At 72.3% G+C, this 17,954-nt stretch carries 13 protein-coding genes and 1 pseudogene; 4 read left to right on the top strand and 10 right to left on the bottom strand.

Translation table 11 applies throughout. The features are described from left to right. Nucleotides 1-57 precede the first annotated feature (57 nt). Nucleotides 58-531, top strand: coding sequence for a hypothetical protein (locus ACH4E7_RS40715; protein WP_396254258.1), 474 nt, complete (start codon nt 58-60; stop codon nt 529-531). 61 nt (nt 532-592) lie between these two features. Here the strand turns inward: ACH4E7_RS40715 and ACH4E7_RS40710 are convergent. The 6 genes and pseudogenes from ACH4E7_RS40710 to ACH4E7_RS40685 form a co-directional block, all read right to left on the bottom strand. Continuing rightward, nucleotides 593-1,105, bottom strand: a pseudogene (locus ACH4E7_RS40710) (transposase family protein). Between the two features lie 85 nt (nt 1,106-1,190). After that, nucleotides 1,191-1,823 (bottom strand): hypothetical protein, encoded by a 633-nt coding sequence (locus tag ACH4E7_RS40705; protein ID WP_396254257.1) that lies wholly within the window; start codon nt 1,821-1,823, stop codon nt 1,191-1,193. 426 nt (nt 1,824-2,249) lie between these two features. Next, nucleotides 2,250-2,939, bottom strand: coding sequence for a transcriptional repressor LexA (gene lexA / locus ACH4E7_RS40700; RefSeq protein WP_396254256.1), 690 nt, complete (start codon nt 2,937-2,939; stop codon nt 2,250-2,252). A gap of 109 nt (nt 2,940-3,048) precedes the next feature. Beyond that, nucleotides 3,049-6,336 carry an error-prone DNA polymerase gene (locus tag ACH4E7_RS40695; protein ID WP_396254255.1) on the bottom strand — a complete coding sequence of 1,096 codons (3,288 nt, stop codon included), beginning with the start codon at nt 6,334-6,336 and terminating at the stop codon, nt 3,049-3,051. A 68-nt stretch (nt 6,337-6,404) separates the two neighbouring features. After that, a complete protein-coding gene (locus ACH4E7_RS40690) occupies nt 6,405-7,904 on the bottom strand; it encodes a DNA polymerase Y family protein (protein ID WP_396254254.1) in 1,500 nt (499 codons plus the stop codon). Nucleotides 7,905-7,947: 43 nt separating this feature from the next. Next, on the bottom strand, nt 7,948-8,637 hold the full coding sequence (locus tag ACH4E7_RS40685) for a hypothetical protein (protein WP_396254253.1): 690 nt from the start codon (nt 8,635-8,637) through the stop codon (nt 7,948-7,950). A 175-nt stretch (nt 8,638-8,812) separates the two neighbouring features. Here ACH4E7_RS40685 and ACH4E7_RS40680 point away from each other — a divergent pair, with 175 nt between their 5' ends. Beyond that, a complete protein-coding gene (locus tag ACH4E7_RS40680) occupies nt 8,813-9,724 on the top strand; it encodes a DNA-3-methyladenine glycosylase family protein (protein ID WP_396254252.1) in 912 nt (303 codons plus the stop codon). A gap of 658 nt (nt 9,725-10,382) precedes the next feature. Beyond that, the gene (locus tag ACH4E7_RS40675) at nt 10,383-11,048 is read left to right on the top strand and encodes a hypothetical protein (RefSeq protein WP_396254251.1); all 666 of its coding nucleotides are present in this window, start codon (nt 10,383-10,385) and stop codon (nt 11,046-11,048) included. A 611-nt stretch (nt 11,049-11,659) separates the two neighbouring features. On the opposite strand, the gene ACH4E7_RS40670 is transcribed toward ACH4E7_RS40675, so the two are convergent. The 4 genes from ACH4E7_RS40670 to ACH4E7_RS40655 all read right to left on the bottom strand — a co-directional run bounded on the left by ACH4E7_RS40670 (nt 11,660) and on the right by ACH4E7_RS40655 (nt 16,291). Further along, the gene (locus ACH4E7_RS40670) at nt 11,660-12,127 is read right to left on the bottom strand and encodes a hypothetical protein (protein WP_396254250.1); all 468 of its coding nucleotides are present in this window, start codon (nt 12,125-12,127) and stop codon (nt 11,660-11,662) included. A gap of 595 nt (nt 12,128-12,722) precedes the next feature. Next, on the bottom strand, nt 12,723-13,715 hold the full coding sequence (locus ACH4E7_RS40665; RefSeq protein ID WP_396254249.1) for a hypothetical protein: 993 nt from the start codon (nt 13,713-13,715) through the stop codon (nt 12,723-12,725). A gap of 627 nt (nt 13,716-14,342) precedes the next feature. After that, nucleotides 14,343-14,972 carry a hypothetical protein gene (locus tag ACH4E7_RS40660; protein ID WP_396254248.1) on the bottom strand — a complete coding sequence of 210 codons (630 nt, stop codon included), beginning with the start codon at nt 14,970-14,972 and terminating at the stop codon, nt 14,343-14,345. 128 nt (nt 14,973-15,100) lie between these two features. Continuing rightward, nucleotides 15,101-16,291: a hypothetical protein gene (locus ACH4E7_RS40655; RefSeq protein ID WP_396254247.1), complete on the bottom strand. Its 1,191-nt coding sequence runs from the start codon at nt 16,289-16,291 to the stop codon at nt 15,101-15,103. 789 nt (nt 16,292-17,080) lie between these two features. Here ACH4E7_RS40655 and ACH4E7_RS40650 point away from each other — a divergent pair. Next, nucleotides 17,081-17,884 carry an IS5 family transposase gene (locus ACH4E7_RS40650; RefSeq protein WP_396254246.1) on the top strand — a complete coding sequence of 268 codons (804 nt, stop codon included), beginning with the start codon at nt 17,081-17,083 and terminating at the stop codon, nt 17,882-17,884. Nucleotides 17,885-17,954 lie beyond the last annotated feature (70 nt).

Raw genomic sequence — 17,954 nt, 5'->3', positions numbered from 1 at the left:
TCAAGGGTCGGGCTGCCGCTCTTGGAGGTAGCGGGGTTTGGTAGCGATGATGATCGCGTGACGACGCATCTGACGCTGTTCGCGGACTACCACCAGATCCACGTCAAGGATGAGGCATTCGACGGAGATCTGGGCGCGGCGTGGACTCATGAGGCCTGGGTCGACGGGATCGCCGTCGCTGGTGACGCTCTGGCGATCGGTACTGAGGACAACCTCGACGTTTGCGTCGATGTGGAGATCCTCGACGCCGAGCCGACCGATGACGGCCTCGCCTTCGACCACGTTGTGGAGGCGGGCCTGTCGATATCGTCCGGGCGCGTCGTCGTGATGGGGTGTACCGACTACCTCCCCGATGCCGCGCGATTCGAAGTCCCTGCTGGGCCGATCCGCGTCAGGGCATCCCGCTCGTACCTGGACACGCCCGACTGCACCGACGGCGCGGACGCCACCGAGCTCGTTCGGCTGCAAGTCTGGCCCGGCCCGCTGGCCGGGCCCCGCGTGGTCAAACGGCGCGCTACTCCCCAGCCGTAGCAATGGCTGGCCGGCTGGCCCAGACCGTCCACATGCCCGCTGCGCGCAGCCAGTGAGCCTTTCAGTGTTGCAGCTCCAGGGTGAGGACTGCTTTGGCTGCTGACGTCAGCCAGTTCGGGCTGAATCGTGCGTGGCGGACGATTCGCCAGCGTCTGAGTCTGGCGATGCCGCGTTCGACGGGGTAGCGGAGTCGCGCGTGGGCTCGGTTCAGCGATCTCTGGCCGATGCTGAGTTCCTTGCGGGGCGGACGCCTGGCGGGGACGGCGCCGTGCTACCGGCGCCGGTGTGCGTCATGTCGGCCAGGGCCGGGATGGCGGAGCCGGATGCAGGTCTTCACCATGCGGTGGGTGCGGGCGGCGGTCAGGTCGTGGGTGCGGCCAGACGGAGCGCGGGAGATCCACACGAGCTTGCCTGTCGGGCCGGTGATGACCTGGTGGTTCACGCCGTGGCGGCGGTGTTTGCCGGAGTAGGCTGCGCGGCCGTCACCGACCGGGTCGCATTCGGCGAGGGTACCGTCGACCAGGATGAACTCCAGGTCGGTCTCACGCAGAGCCTGGGTCAGACCTGGTGTCATTCGGGGGAGCAGGTCGGTGACCTGGTGGACGTAAGCGTGGGCGGTGCCAACGCTGACTTGGCTGCTGTCGGGGGCTCCTGGGAGTTCACGTCGACCAGTGGGCGTCGTCGGTGTCCGGTCGAAGGGTCTCGGTGGGCCTGGCGGAGTCCGGGGCGTACTCGACGCCGTCGCTGCGGATGGAGAGGGTGAAGGTGAGCATCTGGTCGGGTCCCGGCACGAGGCTGACGTAGACGCTGACTCCCCCGGAGGCTTCGGCGCTGAAGTTGTAGTCAGTGCCCTTCTCCGGCTCGCTGGGGGTCCAGATCGGCTTGACCTGCTTGTAGCCGTGCAGCCGCCATTGGTTCTCGATGCCGTTCTTCAGTTCCAAGCGGTGGGACGCGCTGATCTTGGTTCGGGCGGTGAGCTGGCGGTCGACGAAAGACAGCCTGCTCAGCTCGCCGTTCGGACGCTGTTGGTGCTGCTGGACGGTGTAGCCCGCGTCACTCAGTACCAGGCCGGGAGTCAGGCCGCCGACCGTGTCCTGGACGGCTTGATCGCTGTGTTGACGGAACTCGTCCGCGGTGAAGCGAACGTGTTCGGGCCGAGGAGCGGACGGGTGGGCTTCGTCGTAGGCGATCCACCACCACACGCCGATGTTGAACATGAGAAAGGCCCCGACCAGGCCGACGAGGCCCACCACGGCTCCCAGGCAGCCCTTCGCCAACCCCTTGTCGAACACTTCGCCCCCTCTGTTCTACTCCGTCCCCTCACCGTAGGCGTGTGGCTCGGACCGGGGCTTGAGTACGCGTACTCAAGCGCAGGTCCGAACCCGACTGGGTAGCCCGTGACCGCACCGGCGTCCTGAGGTGAAGGTGGGTCACATCGCGCGGTGGACGGCCCCGCGAAGTGCCGGACGACTGCCTGTGGAGGGGCTCGGGATCGTCGGAGAGGCAGGCCGGGACCGAGGCAAGGAGCAGGGTGGTCCGCGGGGCGCGGGCCGTGCGGGAGGCCAGCCGCGGTATGGGGGAGGTTGGGCGGCTCTGTTTGGTGGGCCTGACTGCGGTGGGGTCGCGGTATCGGGAGGGCCCTGGGTGTGGCGGCGGGTGGGGCTGCGACCTGGGAGTTTGGCCGCGAACATGGCATGTGGAGGACGTGGCCCGGCGTGTCAGAGGCGGCGCAGGACCGCGACGACCTTGCCCAGGATGGTGGCGTTGTCGCCGTTGATCGGTTCGTAGGCGGGGTTGTGCGGCATCAGCCAGATCCGGCCGTCCTCGCGCTTGAAGCGCTTGACGGTGGCCTCGCCGTCGATCATGGCGGCCACGATGTCGCCGTTCTCGGCGACCGGCTGGCGGCGCACGGTGACCCAGTCGCCGTCGCAGATGGCCGCCTCGATCATCGAGTCGCCGCGCACGGTGAGGGCGAACAGCTCGCCCTCGCCGACCAGCTGGCGGGGCAGCGGGAAGACGTCCTCGACCGTCTGCTCGGCCAGGATCGGACCGCCGGCGGCGATCCTACCCACCACAGGCACCGCGATGCCGCTGGCCGTGGTGTCGCGGGTGGGAGCGGTGGGTGTTTCGGCGCGGTCGGCGGAGACGCGGTAGGCGCGGGGGCGGTGGGGGTCCTGGTAGAGGAAGCCCTTCCGGGAGAGTGCCCTTACCTGGTGGGCGACCGAGGAGGTGCTGGAGAGGCCGACGGCCTCGCCGATCTCGCGCATGGACGGCGGGTAGCCGCGGTGCCGAACGGAATCCCGGATGACGTCGATAACGCGGCGCTGGCGCTCGGTGAGGCCTTCGGCGTCGACGTGGACGCCTGGAGGCCGGCCGGCGGTGGCGCGGGGTGCGGTGGTCTCGGCCATGGTGCCCTTCCGGTGGTTGGGGTGGTGACTGTATCCCGCGTGCGGCGGGTTGGTCATCGGGTTTGTGGCGCTGACCTGCACAGACGTAGGTGCGGAGTGGGTTCGGGGGTCATCGGAAGTCCCTGCTCCGGGCGCCGGGGGCGAGGGTGAGCGGGGTGAGTCGGGTCGCGACCAGGTTGACGGCGCCGTCGCGGCGCTCCGCCGTGCCGTGGACGAGCAGGCCCGCGGCCTGTGTGGCGGTTCGCCGGTGGCGCTCCCACACGTGCGGCTGGCAGATGACGTTGACCAGGCCGGTCTCGTCCTCCAGGGAGATGAACAGGACGCCGCCGGCGGTGGGTGGGCGTTGGCGGTGGGTGACGAGTCCGCCGACGGCGACGAGCGAACCGGGGGCCGCGGTGGCCTTGAAGTTGGCGGCGGTCATCGCGCCGCACCGTTCCAGGTGGGGGCGGGCGTGCTGGACGGGGTGGCCGGTAGCGGAGGTGCCGGTGGCCCACAGGTCGGCGATGGTCTCCTCGATGGCCGTCATCGGCTCCAGCGGCGGGGCGCTGAGCGCGGGCGCGGTGCCGGGGAGCATGTCCGGGCGGGTCCGGGCGAGCAGGCCCGCCGACCACAGGGCCTGGCGGCGGGTCACGCCGAGGCTGTCGAAGGCCCCCGCGGTGGCGAGCGCTTCCAGGGCGGGCGCGGGCAGGTCTGTGCGCCGCGCGAAGTCCTCCAGGTCGCGGTAGGGGCGGGCGGCGGCGATCGCGTCGGCCTGTTTGGTGCCGAGGCCGCGGACTGTCTCGAGGCCGAGGCGGATCGCCGGCCCGCCCTCCGGATCGCCGGTGCCGACGGGCGCGGGTTCGAGGGTGGGCCGGGCGCCGCTCGCGTTGACGTCGACGGGCAGGACCTTGACACCGTGGCGCTTGGCGTCGGCGACCAGGGTGAGGGGCGAGTAGAAGCCCATTGGCTGGTTGGCCAGCAGTGCGCAGGTGAAGGCCGCCGGGAAGTGGTACTTGAGCCAGGCGCTCGCGTACACCAGCAGAGCGAACGACGCGGCGTGGCTCTCCGGGAAGCCGTAGCTGGAGAAGGCGTCGATCTTGCCGTAGACGTCTTCGGCAACCTCGGGCGGTATCCCGCGCTCGGCCATCCCTGCGAGGAGGCGCTCGCGCAGCTCGGCGACCCGCTCGTGCGAGTGCTTGGCGCCCATCGCCTGGCGCAGCTTGTCGGCCTCGGTGGGGGTGAACCCGGCGCAGTCGATGGCCAGTTGCATCATCTGCTCCTGGAACAACGGGACGCCGAGCGTCTTGGCGAGGGCGCGCTCCATGAGGGGGTGCGGGATGGTCGCGGGCTCGCGGCCGTTGCGGCGGCGGATGTAGGGGTGGACGCTGCCGCCCTGGATGGGGCCGGGGCGGATGAGGGCCACCTGGACCACCAGGTCGTAGAAGCGCCTCGGCCTCATCCTGGGCAGGGCAGAGGCCTGCGCGCGTGACTCGACCTGGAACACGCCGACGGTGTCGGCCCGGCACAGCATGTCGTAGACGGCCCGGTCGTCCGGGGGGATAGTGGCGAGGTCGTAGCGGATGCCGTGGTGGCGTTCGATCAGATCGCAGGCGTCGTGCAGGGCGGAGAGCATGCCGAGACCGAGGAGATCGATCTTGACAAGGCCGCCCACCTCTGCGATTCCCTCCTTGTCCCACTGCAGCACACTGCGCCCGGGCATGGTGGCCCATTCGGTCGGGCAGGTCTCGGCGATCGGCTCCCGGGTGAGAACCATGCCGCCCGAATGGATGCCGAGGTGCCGGGGCAGTCCGCGCAGCTGGCCGGCGAGCTCGCGCACATCCTCGGGCACCGGGGCCTCGGGCTGCGGCACCTCGTGCCAGCCCGTCTCCCGGCTGAAGCGGTCGAGATCACCCGGGGCGTAGCCGAGGGCGCGGGCGGCGTCGCGGATGGCCAGCCGGGTCTGGTAGGTGATGACGTTGGCGACCTGGGCGGCGTGGTCGCGGCCGTAGGTGTCGTAGACGTACTGGATGACCTCCTCGCGGCGCCGGTGCTCGATGTCGAGGTCGATGTCCGGCGGCCCGTCACGCTCGGGGCTGAGGAAGCGTTCGAACAGCAGGCCGTAGTGGATCGGGTCGACGCTCGTGATCCCGAGGGCGTAGCAGACGGCGGAGTTGGCGGCCGAGCCGCGGCCCTGGCACCAGATGTCGGAGCGCCGGGCGAAGTCGACGATGTCGTGGACGATGAGGAAGTAGCCGGCCATGTCGAGCTGTTCGATGACGTCGAGCTCGTAGGCGATCTGGTCGGCGGCGCGCCGGTTGGCGGGGTCGAAGCGAGTGGCGGCCGCGCGGTGGGTGAGTTCGCGTAGGTAGGTGGCCTCGGTGTGGCCGTCCGGGACGGGGAAGCCGGGCAGGCGCGGGGAGATGTCGCGGAAGTCGAAGGCGCAGGCGCGGCCGAGGTCGACGGTGTTCTGCTGGACGCCGGGCCAGGGCGCGAGGCGGGTGGTCATCTCGGATGGGGAGCGCAGGTGCGCGGTGCCGGCTGCCGCCAGGTACGCCTCGGCCTCGGCGAGGGATCGGCCCTGGCGCAGCGCGGCGAGGGTCTGGGCGAGGCGCAGTTGAGCGGGTGAGGCGTGGTGGGCGGCGGTGGTGGCGACGAGGGTGAGTCCGAGACGGGTGGCGAGGTCCGCGAGGGCGTCGTTGCGGTCGTCGTCCTCGGGCATCTTGTGGTCGGTGAGCTCGACGTAGAGGTTGTCGCGGCCGTACCGGTCGGCGAGGGCATGCAGTTCGCGCTCCGCCCCGGCTTCGCCTTCGCTCTCCAGGGCGCGGCGCACGGCGCCTTTGCGGCAGCCGGTGAGGATGGCCCAGTGGCCGTCGTGGGCGTCGGCGAGGCGGTCGCGGTCGTAGCGGGGGCGGCGTTTGCCGCCGCCGGCGAGGTGGGCGTCGCCGATGACCTTGGCGAGGCGGCGGTAGCCCTCGGCGCCGCGGGCGAGGACGAGCAGGTGCTCGCCGTCCTGGTCGGCGACGCCGGTTGGCGCGAGGCCTGCGTCCAGGGTCAGCTCGGCGCCGAACGCGGTGTTGATGCCGGTGCGGCGGGCCTCGGCGGCGAGCACGGGGGCGGCGTAGAGGCCGTCGTGGTCGGTGACGGCGAGCGTCTCGATCCCGAGGCGTGCGGCCTCGTCGACCAGGGCGGCCGGGTCGCTGGCGCCGTCGAGGAAGGAGTAGGTGGAGTGGACGTGGAGTTCCGCCCAGCCTGGTTCGGACGACGGAGCTGCGGAGGCGGGCAGGGCGGTCTCGGTGTACGAGGCCGGGCCCGGGTTGGGGAAGGGGACGACCGTGCGGTCGCCGCCTGCGGGCGGGGCTCCGGCCAGGCGGCGGTGCAGCTCACGCCAGGGGGTGTGGGGGTGGCTGGTGAAATCCATCGCGCTCGTCCCAGGTGGTGCTCGGTGGTTCGGAAGGACCGGCCGGGGCCGCCGGTCGGTTGAGTTGGTTAGGTGTCGTAGTCGCCCTCGACCGACCAGTGCCCACCCGTGACAGCCAGCAGTAAAGCTCGCCCGTCGTCGGCGACAACCTGCATCCGCGCGGTGCGCCTGGCCTCCGCCGGGTCCCACCAGCGCTCCTGCTCCGGCCACGGACCGGCCCACCCCGCCACCCGGACGGCGCCGCCGGGCAGCACCAGGCGCGCCGGGGCGGAACGCACCTCGGCCCGCGCGGTCACCTCGATGTCGTGCCCGTTCGCGTCCAGCAGCCGCACCGCGACCGGCACCGCCGGCACGTGGGTCGGCGACGGCGCGGGCAGCCGCCCCGGCCAGGGCCCGTCCGCACGGCGCTCCTGGTGGGCGTCGCCCCACGGCGTGCGCACCACCCGGTCGTCCGGCGCCCGCCCGCCGGCCAGATCGACCGTCACCGGCGCGCTGTGGCCGAGGATCGCCTGCACCCGTGCCACCGCACGCTCCGCCCGCGCGGTGGCCTCCCGGTCGCCGTCGGCCAACGACAGCTGGCGGCCCGGATCGCGGACCAGGCCGTCCGGCACCAGGCGCAGCACCGTCACCCCGCCCGCCGACTCGGCGAATACCTGGCGGTGCTGCCAGGCCTGCAGCTGCCAGCGCACCCGCTCGGCCACCGCCGACGTCGACAGCAGACCCTCGTGACGCCACGCCCGCGAGGCAGACGTGCCGTCCGCGCACTCCACCTCGATCTCCACCCGCTCGCACGCCAGCCCCGCCCCCGCCAGACCCGCATGCAGCCTCTCGGCCAGGCCGCGCGCCGCGAACACCAGCGGCTCCGCCAGCAGATAGGGCTCCTCGAAACGCTCCTCCACGGCCAGATCGCCGCCGGGCGGGCGGGCGACGACGGGCCGCGCCTGCAGCCCCCGGGCAAGGCGATGCACAGCCGCCCCGGCCGCGCCGAAACGGTCCGCGACACTGGCGGCCGGCAGCGCCGCGAACTGCCCCACCGTCACCACCCCGAGGCGCCCCAGCAGGTCGGTCAGCCGCCCGTCCCCCAGCTCGGCCACCGGGAACGGCGCCAGGAACCGGGCGCTCTCCCCCGCCGGCACCACCCGCTGCGCGCGGGCGGCCAGCTGCGCCGCGACCAGGCCGTCCGCGATCCCGACCCGGCACACGTGCCCGGTCGCCTCCACCGCGTCGACCACCTTCTCGGCCAGCGGTTCCTCCCCGCCGTGGAAGCGCGCCGCGCCGACGGCCGCGACCGCCAGCAGACCAGGCCGCACGACCTCCAGGTGCGCGGCGAGCGCGCCGACCGCGTCCGCCACCGCCTCGAACATCTTCGCCTCGTCGTCGACGCTGCGGTCGTACACCTCCAGCCCGGCCACCGCGGCCTGGGCCGAACGCAGCTTCTGCCCGCGCCGCACCCCGGCCGCCCGCGCGGCATCCGTCGCCGCGAGGATCCGGCCACGCTCGACCACCGCCGCCACCCGCCCCGGATCGGGCTCAGCCCCCAGCACGGCGACGACAGGCCAGTCCGGCACCCACGCCACCAGCACCCTCGGCGCACACTTCCGCTCCGGCACCTCAGACCACCACCAACGGCCCGCGCACCGCCGCTGCCGACACCCGCCCGACCTCGCCGGAAACCGGCGCCTGCGGATCGGCCACCCGGACCGCTCCCTGAGCGTCCGGCAGCCACAACCCGACCTGCCGCTCACGCGCCGCCGCACCCCGCCCCCCGGCCACCACCACCAGCTGCCGCGCCCGCAGCCGGCCACGACCCTGCCCCACCCCGACCCAGCGCCGCGCTGCCACCCGCAACCGCACCCGGGCACCCGGCCACTGCCCCGCCACCACCACCGCACACCCGCTGCGCCTCGCCACCGTGGCCAGACGCTCGGCCACCGGCCCCGGCGGCGGGGCGCAGCGCAGCAACAGGAGCCCGAACCCGTCGGCCAGTGCCAGGGCCACGTCCGCCAGCCGTTCGCGCGGTGTCTCGACCACCACCAGGCGGGAGACGTCGACGCCGAGCTCGGCCGCGGCGAGCACGCCGAGCCCCTCGAAGCCCACCGCTGCGGTCCACGTGCCGGAGGCCGTGGCGGCAGCCGCGAGCGCGAGCAACAGTGCGGTTCCGCCACCGGTCACCGACACGACGGCGCCGGGGCGCAGCCCTCGTTCCGGGAGCAGGTCCTGCAGGGCAGGCAGCACCGGCACCAGCGGTCCGGGACGGGACAGCTGGAGCTGGGGTGCCAGCGCAGCGAGTATTGCCTCCACACCCCCCAGCATCGAACATGCGTGCTAATACAAGCAAGCGGAATCGCGTTTGCCATTTAATCGCTCACTCGTTCGAATGAGGCCTGTTACAGCAGGTCACGGCGGTACGGTGGTGCGGTAGTGTTCGGCGCGCCGCACCCGCGGCAGGGCCCGCCGGGCCCGAGAGGAGCCGACCGTGGAACCCATCCGGCGTACCTGGCGGCCCGGTTTCCCGCTCGACGTCGCCCAAACCCTCGGGCCGCTCCACCGCGGCGCCGGCGACCCGGTCTCCCGCTGGTCGCCCGGCGAGCTGTGGCGCGCTTTCCGCACCCCGGCTGGCACCGGCACCCTGCGCATCACCGCCTGCCCCGCCACCGGGGAGGTCGCCGCAGCCGCGTGGGGCGAGGCAGCCGACTGGCTTCTTGACCGCCTCCCCGCCCTGCTGGGCGCCCACGACACCCCGGAGCAGCTGCATCTCCCGCCCGGGCCGCTGCGCGAAGCCCAGCGGCGCAACCCGGGTCTGCGCCTTCCGGCGACCGGACTGGTCCTGGACTCGCTGGTGGCCTCGGTGCTGGAGCAGAAGGTGACCGTCACCGAGGCGAGGCGCGCCTGGCGCTTCCTGGTGCGCCGCCACGGCGAGCCCGCCCCCGGCCCCCGGCCGGACCTCCGTGTCGCCCCGTCCGCACGGCAGTGGGCCCTGATCCCGTCCTGGGAGTGGCACCAGGCGGGCGTCGACAGCAAACGCGCCGACACCGTCCAGCGCGCCGTGCGGCTCGCACCACGGTTGGAAGAAGCCTCCGTCATGGCCAGCACCGACGCCCACGCCCGCCTGATGACCGTGCCCGGCATCGGCATCTGGACCGCCGCCGAGACCCTCCAGCGCAGCAACGGCGACCCGGACGCCGTCTCGGTCGGTGACTTCCACCTCGCCAACCACATTGGGCACTTCTTCACCGGGCGTTCCCGCAGTACCGACGAGCAGATGCTCGAACTCCTCGCCCCCTACGCCGGCCAGCGCCATCGCGTCTGCATGCTCGCCTTCCTCGCTGGCGCCCGTGCGCCCCGGTTCGGCCCCCGACTCGCCCCTAACGATCATCGGCGCAGGTGAGCGCGCCGCCCACCCAGGCGGAGCCCGTCGCCAATGTGGTGGATCGTCGTGCCGAGGCAGTCACCGGCAAGCTGCCCCTGCTTCCTCACCACGACCCGACCGGCGACGGCCGTTCCGCCTGCCGCTGGCAGCGCGTGCGGCAGTAGGACGGGGTGCGCCCCCGCCGTTGGGGGCGTGTGAAATTGCGCCGGCACCAACGGCAGCGCAGGATCTGGGTCACGAGGGTCTCCGTGCCGAAGGCCGGTCCGGGATGGGTCCGGGGACCGGAGGCGAGGGAATGAGCCGCCACTTGGCGGGCCGGTCGTCCGGCCGCCGAGGGGGAAATCCGTGCGGCGCGACGGCGCTACAGCCGAGGGCCCCTCGCTCCTCGCCTCGCCGTGACTGGCCGCCGAGACCCGTGGACCGAGTGCCGACGCAGAGGCCCTGTAACCCGGTGCTCCACGAGGCGCAGCACGCCGAGCGCGATGTCGGATCCGTGCCCACGCTGAGCAGGGGCGGCCGTGAACCCCGAGCACGGCCGGCCCCCGCACAAGGCCGCCGTTGTCGTCTACGGCCTGAGCCCGAATCTGAGTACCCATGCTCAGGTCCGCAGGACTGCACCCCAGTAGCGTCGTGATCAAGACCGCAAGCAGATCAGCCGACACGGGGGACGACACACATGCAGACCAGTGACCGCACCACGACCCGCAGGTGGCCGGTCGTCCTCGGCACGGTGCTCCCCCTCCTCCTGATCGGCACAGTCGCGACCGCGAATTGGGCCTGGGACCACAGCCATGGCCCGATCGCCAGGCACGACGAGCCCGGGACGGACGCCGGGAAGGCTCGGGACAGCATCCAGAGCGCCCTCGAGGGCGCCGTGGGGGCCATCACCCCGCAGGTCGCGCACTCCGACGGCTGGTACTGGGTGGTCCGTGACGAAGTGGACGGCCAGCCGAGGCAGACCTCCACCGTCTACCGCATGTGGTCGCTCCAGACCCGGATCGACCAGTCGAAGTACAAGGCCCTCGCCGACCAGCTCGCCCAGTACTGGACGGCACACGGCTACACCGTGGGCAAGTTTCGGAACTTCGTCGGCGCCAACACCGATACCTTCCCGACCGACGAGCGCCAGATCTCCGCCACCTCGCCCGACGGTGTTCTCGTCACCCTGGAGATGGACACCCCGGGCGTGAGCCTCCGGGCCTCCCTGAACGGAGTCCACTACGCGGGCACCGAGGTGTACGGCCAGAACCCGGCCCAGCCCGGCCAACAGTTGGACGACTACTCGCACCAGCTGACCGTGGTGCCCCCGACCGCCGACGACCCGTACTGGTCGCACCGCTGACGACCCGCCCGAGGGATTGCGTTCCAGCCGGAGCATCGGTGCTCCGGCACGACGCGCGGCAGGCTCTACTCCGGTCGAAACGGCGTGGCGTCGGGAATCCGGCGCCACCGCTCGCCGTCCCACCCCGGCTGGTCCCCCCAGGGTCCGAGGACGTCGGTGAGAAGGTTCCAGCGCAGCACCAGGTGCTCAGGCAGCGGCCCGTCAGATGCCCTCTCAAGATCGGCCAGGAGGTCGGCTACGAGCCGTTGGACCAGGAACTCCATCGCGGTGGGAACCCGGTAGGCGTCCGAATCGAAGTCGGTTCCCGGAGCGGAGGCCAGTTGGTGCGTGCGGGCATTGAGGAACGCCTCGGCGGCCAGGACGTCGGCGACAGTGGGCCGGGCGGACTCGGTCGTAGCCCAGCCTCCGCCATCGCCGTCCGGCCCGGCTCCGCTCCCGCTGCCAGGGGTTGAGTCATGCGGCCACGGTAGCCGCCAGCCCTGGCACCCAGTTGTGCGTGCCCCGGCCGACTCGGCATCATCACTGCGCTTCGCGGCCGGCGCTGTCGGTGGACGTCCCGCCGGTCCGTAGGCGCTTCGACGTTCACCCGTCGAGTCGGACCGCTATCCGCCTCAGCGGGCGGCAGAGGAGAAGGGCGGGATGGTCTGGCGGATCAGAGACACGACCTCCTTGGGGTCGAGTCGGCGCCCGCCGCACCCGTGAACCATGCAGTACGTGATGAGTAGGTGCATGATCGCGATCCGGCGAAGCTCGGGGGCGGCTTCCTGCCACAGGGCGGCGACCGCTTCCTCGCCCTGTTCCCAGTGAGTGAGCCGCATCTCCAGCACGAGCGCGACGTCGGGCTGGGCGCTCCTGGCGGTGAGGCGCAGCCGCGCGGCTGCGTCGTGCTCGGGAAGGCCGTAGGCCGGCCGCTCGGCCAGGGGTGAGAGCAATTGGCGGGCGGCTTCCCACATCGCCTCGGCACCTCGTCGCTCCAGCTCGGCGACCAGCCAGCGTCCCGCGTCCGGACTGGCGGTGGCGACCACGTCGTCGATGGTGCCCTCAAGAAGGTCATGGAGTGGAAGGTCTGTGCTGCTCATCCCGGGACGGTATCGCGGGTACGCCGTGGCTGTCGGGAGCGCCTTCGGACTCCGGGCTGGTGGCGGCAGTGCGGCGGCTGGAGCAGGTGACGGTTCGGCAGCCATCCCCGCGTATTCCGGTCCCGGGTAGCGGCCAGCTTGCTCGCCTCTGGCTGCGCCACGTGGCGCAGCCAGAGGCGTGAGCCGCTGAATCCGACCTCATGCTGGACTGGGGCGGCCGTGAACCCCCGAGCGCGGACGCCCCTTCTCGCGCCGTGCAGGCATCGGAAGCGGGCCTTCGAAGCGCCCGCCGGGGATGCCCGGATTGTGCGTCTCGGGTCCGGCGGGCGCCGTGGGTCAGACTATCGGACCGGACTCGAGCGTCCTGAAGGCCCGAGCCCTGCGTGCCGGAGCAGGTGCTGACAGCCCACCTCGGGGCTGTGGGAAGGCCTGCCTGGCCCGGTGGGACGGGGATCATCTTGTTCGACTGGGGGCGCCCCGGAGGAACACCGGGGCGCTCTCTACCCCGCTCTTGACGACGACACCCGTCGCCCTGCTCACCGAGCTTCAATTCACCCGCTCCCCACAGGGACGTTCGTGAGCTCTCCAGCTGAGGTCAGATGGTCGACGGCCGGTCTGCCGGGGGGAGGGCCGCGGCGGCGGCGTCCTTCGCGGCGCTGAGGGCCTCCGTGTAGGCCTCGGTCATGATGCCGGCGGAGGCGGTCAGCGCCTCGATCTCGGCGACGCCCGCCGGTGCGGCCGCCGTCTCCGCGAGCAGGTCGCGTACCGCCCCGCTTCGCGCCTCGACCCGCTCCGCCGTCGCCAGGTCGGCGGCGATCCGGTCAACCTCCTGCGCCTGGCGCGCGTACTCCTCAAGGGCGACAACCTGCGCCTCGATGCCGGTGGCGACCAGGTCGAGCGCCTTGCGCTCGCCGGCTAGCAGGTCGGCCACGGCCGAGTCCTCCGCGGTGGCCGAGGCACCGGCCTTGGCCGTCTTGCTGTAGCGGCGCAGCGAGTCGGCGATCGTCCACAGCCGCTCTGGGAGCTGGATGGCGTTGGCGGCGCCGAGGCCCCCGAGGTCGTCCTGGTGCAGTCGGGAGCCGAGGATCGTCGCGGCCGCCTGCTGGGCCCGGGCGAGCATCGCGCGGGCGTCGGTGGTGAGCCAGCTTGGGTGGACGTAGTGCCCGCGGGCGTCCTCGAGAGCCCGGTGCATGTGGTGGTTCTCCGACCAGGTCAGCAGGGCCGTTATGACTGCCATGAGTGCTCCGCCCGCGAGCACGATCAGCCCGATGGTCTCGAACTGGCCGAGCAGGTCGCGGAAGAGTGCGTCGAGGTGCCCGGCCTGGGAGGGTGCGTCTGCGGGCTGGCCGGGCAGCTGCCCGAGGAGGAAGGCCGCCAGGGCGGCGGTCCCCCCGCCGACCGCTGCTGCCGCCGACCGCTTCAGGATCTGGGCGTTGCCGTAGGACATCACGAGGCCGCTGGCCTCGCTGTCGGGGGCGAGTAGGTCGGGGTGGTGGGCGGCCAGTTTGGCGACGGTGTCCTGGGTCGCGGTCGGCAGGGCGGGGTCGAAGACCGGCACCGGGGACTGGTGCTTGTTCAGATCGGCCATCGTCGTCCCTCTCGCCTCAGCGGCCACGTAGCCGCATCATGCCCGCCGCCGTGCCCGTGGATGCGGAGGCCGGTCGAGGGCTGCTACTCAGCCCTCGACCGGCCTCCGGGGCATGGTAGCGCCGCAAGTCGACGGTGATCAGCGCTTTTCCGCAGCCCGGTCGCCTATGGGCGGGCCGGTTCGCCGACAGCCCGTCCGCTGATGCCGCAGGCCGGCCCGCGCCAGGTGGGGCAGCTGGCGAGAGTTGCTCGCCAGGCCAACCACCGCGAGCGCAGGGCGATCCGAGTTGAGTATCTTGACGAGCCGTGCGCACTTCTCCGCAGGGCGGCTCGGGCCGCAAGCTCGACCTCACCCCTCCTCCAGCGCGAACGGAGCGTCCGGTCCGCCACCCCGGCCGGACAGCGGCCGAGCGGACCGCTGAGGCACCCGTGCCCACCGACCTCCAGGTGGCGCTGGGGCGGGCGCGCCGTACAGAACGGGCATTGAAGCAACGGGCCCAGCGGCTCGTTCCCGGCGTCCTGTCCGCCGAGTCGCTGGGGGCCGGCTTGGGAGGGTGAACGCGGCTGCGCTGTTAGCGGAGGTACGGGCCAGCAGCGCAGGGTGCGCGGATCGGGGGGCGTACCTCGGTCAGACGTCGGTGCCCGGGGCGCGGCGGTGGTGGTAGGCCCATCCGGTGAACAGGTATGCGCGCTGGGTTAACAGGACTTCGCGGAGTTCCGCGTCCGCCGTATGGTCGGCGGCCTCGCGCAGACGAGCGCCTTCGAGCTGGAGCACCTCTTCGGTCATCTCCAGCAGGTCGTAGTGCGGGATCCGTTCCGGCGGCAGGACGACCGGCCGCAGGACATGGTGGTGGATCACCTCGACGGCGGTCTCGTGGTTGTCCCGGAGCATCTGGGCGGCTCGTTCGCACAGGACAACGGATCGGTGGCGGCCTCCACGGCACGCGAGCGTGACGTGGACCAGGCGTCCGGCCGGGTCCGCGACGGCGAGCAGTGATCGGGTCTCGGTGATGATGTGTTCGGCCCAGGTGTCGGCGCCGGGGGTGGCGAACACATGGTCGCGGACCTCGGGTTCGAGGCCGGTGAGGTGGCGCATCTGCGGGTCGTCGAACGGGTTCGACAGGGCCCGGGTCAGGTCGTAGTACAGGCCGGGGTTGATCTCGGTGATCGCTCCGGGGTGCAGGGTCCCGACGGAGTGGAACTGGACCTTGACCAGGCCCGGGGGCTGGCGGTCCGGCGGGGTGAGGATCGCGGTCATGGCAGTCTGCCGATCATGGTGGTGAGGAGACACGCCGGTCCGGGCTGGTGTTGCCCGAAGGCCGGGTGCCGGACGGCTGGGTGCGCTGGCTGCCGAGCTGCGCCCGGCAGCCAGCGGGTGTGGGTGGGTCAGCTCTTCTGCCAGGCCTGGACGGCGGCGGCGATGGCCGCGGCGACGGGCCACTGCTCGGCTCCGGCCGGCGGTGGCTGGCGGTCGAGCAGGGCTCGGGTCGTCACGGCGACGTGCCGGGGGGCTGCGTAGGTGTGGATGCCGAGCGGGTCGGTGGTGCGCAAGCCGGTGCCGTAGGTGATGGTCCAGCCGCTGGCCTGGTTCCAGTACAGGCGGACCTGGCCGGGCCAGTCGCCGAGGTGCGCGGTGTCGAGCCAGAAGCCGCCGTCGAGCCGGGCGCCGGAGGGCTGGCTCCACCAGCGGGCGGGTCGCAGGCCGACGTCGGTGAGCGCGCTGTCGACGAGCTCCATGTACGGGTCGTGCGGGAGGTCGGCGCGCTCGGTGCGGTGCAGGTAGGGCACCGGCAGGGTGCCGTCGAGCCGGACGGCCAGGCCGTGGACCTCGTCGGCGAGGGCCCGGAGACGGGCCGTGGTGGCGGCCGGCACTCCGGCCGTGACGTGCCCGGCGGCGGTCGTGGTGCTGAGCTGCGTGAGCTCCTGGAGCAGCCGGGCGAGGTGGTTGTGGAGTTCGGCGTCGCCGACGGGCCGGTCCCACAGGGGTGCGGCCGGCTGGTTGACGGCGGCGAGCATGTCGTGGACGGCCATGTCCCACAGAGCGTCGTCGAGAGCGTGGTGGAGGCGTCCGGGGTGGGCCGGCAGGTGGTCGTGCAGGCCGACCTTGAGGGTCTCGGTCTCCAGGTCCGTGAAGGTGTCCGGGAGGCCGAGCGGGAAGGAGTCCCAGGCGTTGCCCCAGAGCTCGTGGATTCGCCCGATGTCCTGGGCGCCCTTCCAGGCGGCCAGGCGTGGGCGGCCGCGCTCGGCGACGTCGGCGACGAACGCGGCGACGTCGATGCGGATCTGATCGGGCGACTTCACGTCGGGGTGGGTGAGGTCGAGGGTGCGCCCGTCGTGGGCCAGCGGGAGCAGCGGCCAGACGTGGTCGCGGAAGAAGGCGTTGCGCTCGTCGGTGAAGACGGCGGCGGTGTCGAGGTCGGCGTTCGCGGCGTAGTACTTGTGGCCGGCTCGGTCGACCAGTGCGATCGCGGCCAGTCCGCGGGTGGTGGGGTCGCTGGGCAGGAACTCCGTGTCGCTGTAGAACCAGCTGGCCGACTGCGGGTCGAGGAAGCCGTGCGGGTGGGTGGGCGTGGTCATCGTGCCTCCGATGCGAGGTGGTGGGTGGTCTGGTCGTCCGGTCCGGGCCTCGCCGGGGCGCCAGGACTCGGGGTGAGGTGGTCGAGTTCGGGAGGCGTGCCGCCAGCCGGTGGGGCGCCGTGCCCGGGGCGGTGTCGGCGTGGCAGGAGGCCTCGGCGGTGTACCAGGTGCCAGGCTGGGGATCGATGCCCGACGCGGACCGCACCACGGCGGCGTCGACTGGGATGGTCCGCGTTTCCGGGCACCAGGCGTCCAGGGCGACGTAGGCGGTTGCTGCGGTGCAGGCGATGACCAGCGCGCCGGTTGGAGCCCGTACGGCCGCGCGGGTCCAGGCGGTGGGCGGCTCGGGGCACGGGCGCCAGCCGTGTGGATCCACGGCCGGGGCGACGGCCGCGTCGAGGAAGGCCCGGCAGAGCAGCGTCGTGCCGGGCTCGAGTTCGCGGGTGCCGAGTTCGAGCAGCAGGTCGTCGTAGGGCACGGGCACGCTGCGGGTGCTGCTCCAGGCCGGCAGCAGCAGGTGCGCGGTTGCCCGTCCGGGGCCGGCCGCGATCACCTCGGCCGGCGTGGTCAAGGCCAGGTGTGCGTGCGGAGCGCGGGCTCGGCGTCTCTGCAGAAGGCGTTGGAAGGCGGCTACGACTTGCCGGTCGCCGTCGGACAGGGCGGACAGGTCGTCGGGCCCGGTCGCGCACCGGGGGCGTCGGGACATGCTGGTGACTCCTGATGTAGGGGTGGTGTCGGGCCTAGGCTGTGTATCGAAAGTGGATCTTGGGCTGTGGATGATCTCGGTTCATGGGCCGGGGAGATCTCACAGACGAGCAGTGGGCGGTGCTGGAGCCGTTGTTGCCGAAGGGCGCCAGGGCGGGGCGACCGCCCCTCTGGCCTCGGCGGCAGTTGATCGACGGCATACGGTTCCGTGTTCGGACCGGTGTTCCGTGGCGGGACGTCCCCGTCGAGTACGGACCGTGGAGCCGGGTGTACGACCTGTTCCGCCGATGGCAGCGGAACGGTACCTGGCAGCGGATCCTCACCCGGCTCCAGTCCCTGGCCGACGCGAGAGGGGCGACCACATGGGACCTGAGCGTCGACTCCACGGTCTGCCGCGCGCATCAGCATGCAGCCGGAGCCCGCAAGCACGGCGAGTTGCAGAAGGAGCCGCCGGGCGGCATCTTCGCTGAGCCCGGTGACCATGGGCTGGGGAGGTCGCGCGGCGGGTTCACCACCAAGCTCCACCTGGCAGTGGAGCAGGGCCAGAAGCCCATGTCGATCGTGGTGACCGCTGGGCAGCGTGGGGACTCGCCGCAGTTCGAAGCCGTGCTGGAGAAGGTCCGCGTGCCCCGCGTCGGACCGGGGCGGCCGCGGGTCCGTCCCGATCGCGTGCGGGCGGACCGGGCCTACGCCTCCCGCAAGAACCGCGCCTACCTTCGCCGCCGCGGGATCCGCTGCACCATCCCCGACAAGGCCGACCAGGCGCGCAACCGGCGGAAGCTCGACTCCCGTGGCGGTCGACCGCCGAAGTTCGACAAGGCTGACTACCGTGAGCGTCATGCGGTCGAATGCGGCATCAACCGTCTCAGAGGGCGGTACGTGACCTGATGTCCGGTTCGGTGTCGCCTGATCGTGTGACTGTGGGGACTCCCAGCCGGTCGACGGGCTTGGCCGTGCT

The sequence above is a fragment of the Kitasatospora sp. NPDC018058 genome, assembly GCF_044327205.1.
In the GTDB taxonomy this organism is placed as follows: Bacteria; Actinomycetota; Actinomycetes; order Streptomycetales; family Streptomycetaceae; genus Kitasatospora.
Note: the sequence above shows the minus strand (reverse complement) of the source record. Positions and strands in the feature narration are given on the sequence as shown.

Excerpts from the sequence above, each read along its gene's own strand:
- ACH4E7_RS40695 (WP_396254255.1), bottom strand. The coding sequence starts at position 6,336 with ATGGATTTCACCAGCCACCCCCACACCCCCTGGCGTGAGCTGCACCGC.
- lexA (WP_396254256.1), bottom strand. The coding sequence starts at position 2,939 with ATGGCCGAGACCACCGCACCCCGCGCCACCGCCGGCCGGCCTCCAGGC.
- ACH4E7_RS40665 (WP_396254249.1), bottom strand. The coding sequence starts at position 13,715 with ATGGCCGATCTGAACAAGCACCAGTCCCCGGTGCCGGTCTTCGACCCC.
- ACH4E7_RS40650 (WP_396254246.1), top strand. The coding sequence starts at position 17,081 with ATGGGCCGGGGAGATCTCACAGACGAGCAGTGGGCGGTGCTGGAGCCG.
- ACH4E7_RS40670 (WP_396254250.1), bottom strand. The coding sequence starts at position 12,127 with ATGAGCAGCACAGACCTTCCACTCCATGACCTTCTTGAGGGCACCATC.
- ACH4E7_RS40675 (WP_396254251.1), top strand. The coding sequence starts at position 10,383 with ATGCAGACCAGTGACCGCACCACGACCCGCAGGTGGCCGGTCGTCCTC.
- ACH4E7_RS40655 (WP_396254247.1), bottom strand. The coding sequence starts at position 16,291 with ATGACCACGCCCACCCACCCGCACGGCTTCCTCGACCCGCAGTCGGCC.
- ACH4E7_RS40660 (WP_396254248.1), bottom strand. The coding sequence starts at position 14,972 with ATGACCGCGATCCTCACCCCGCCGGACCGCCAGCCCCCGGGCCTGGTC.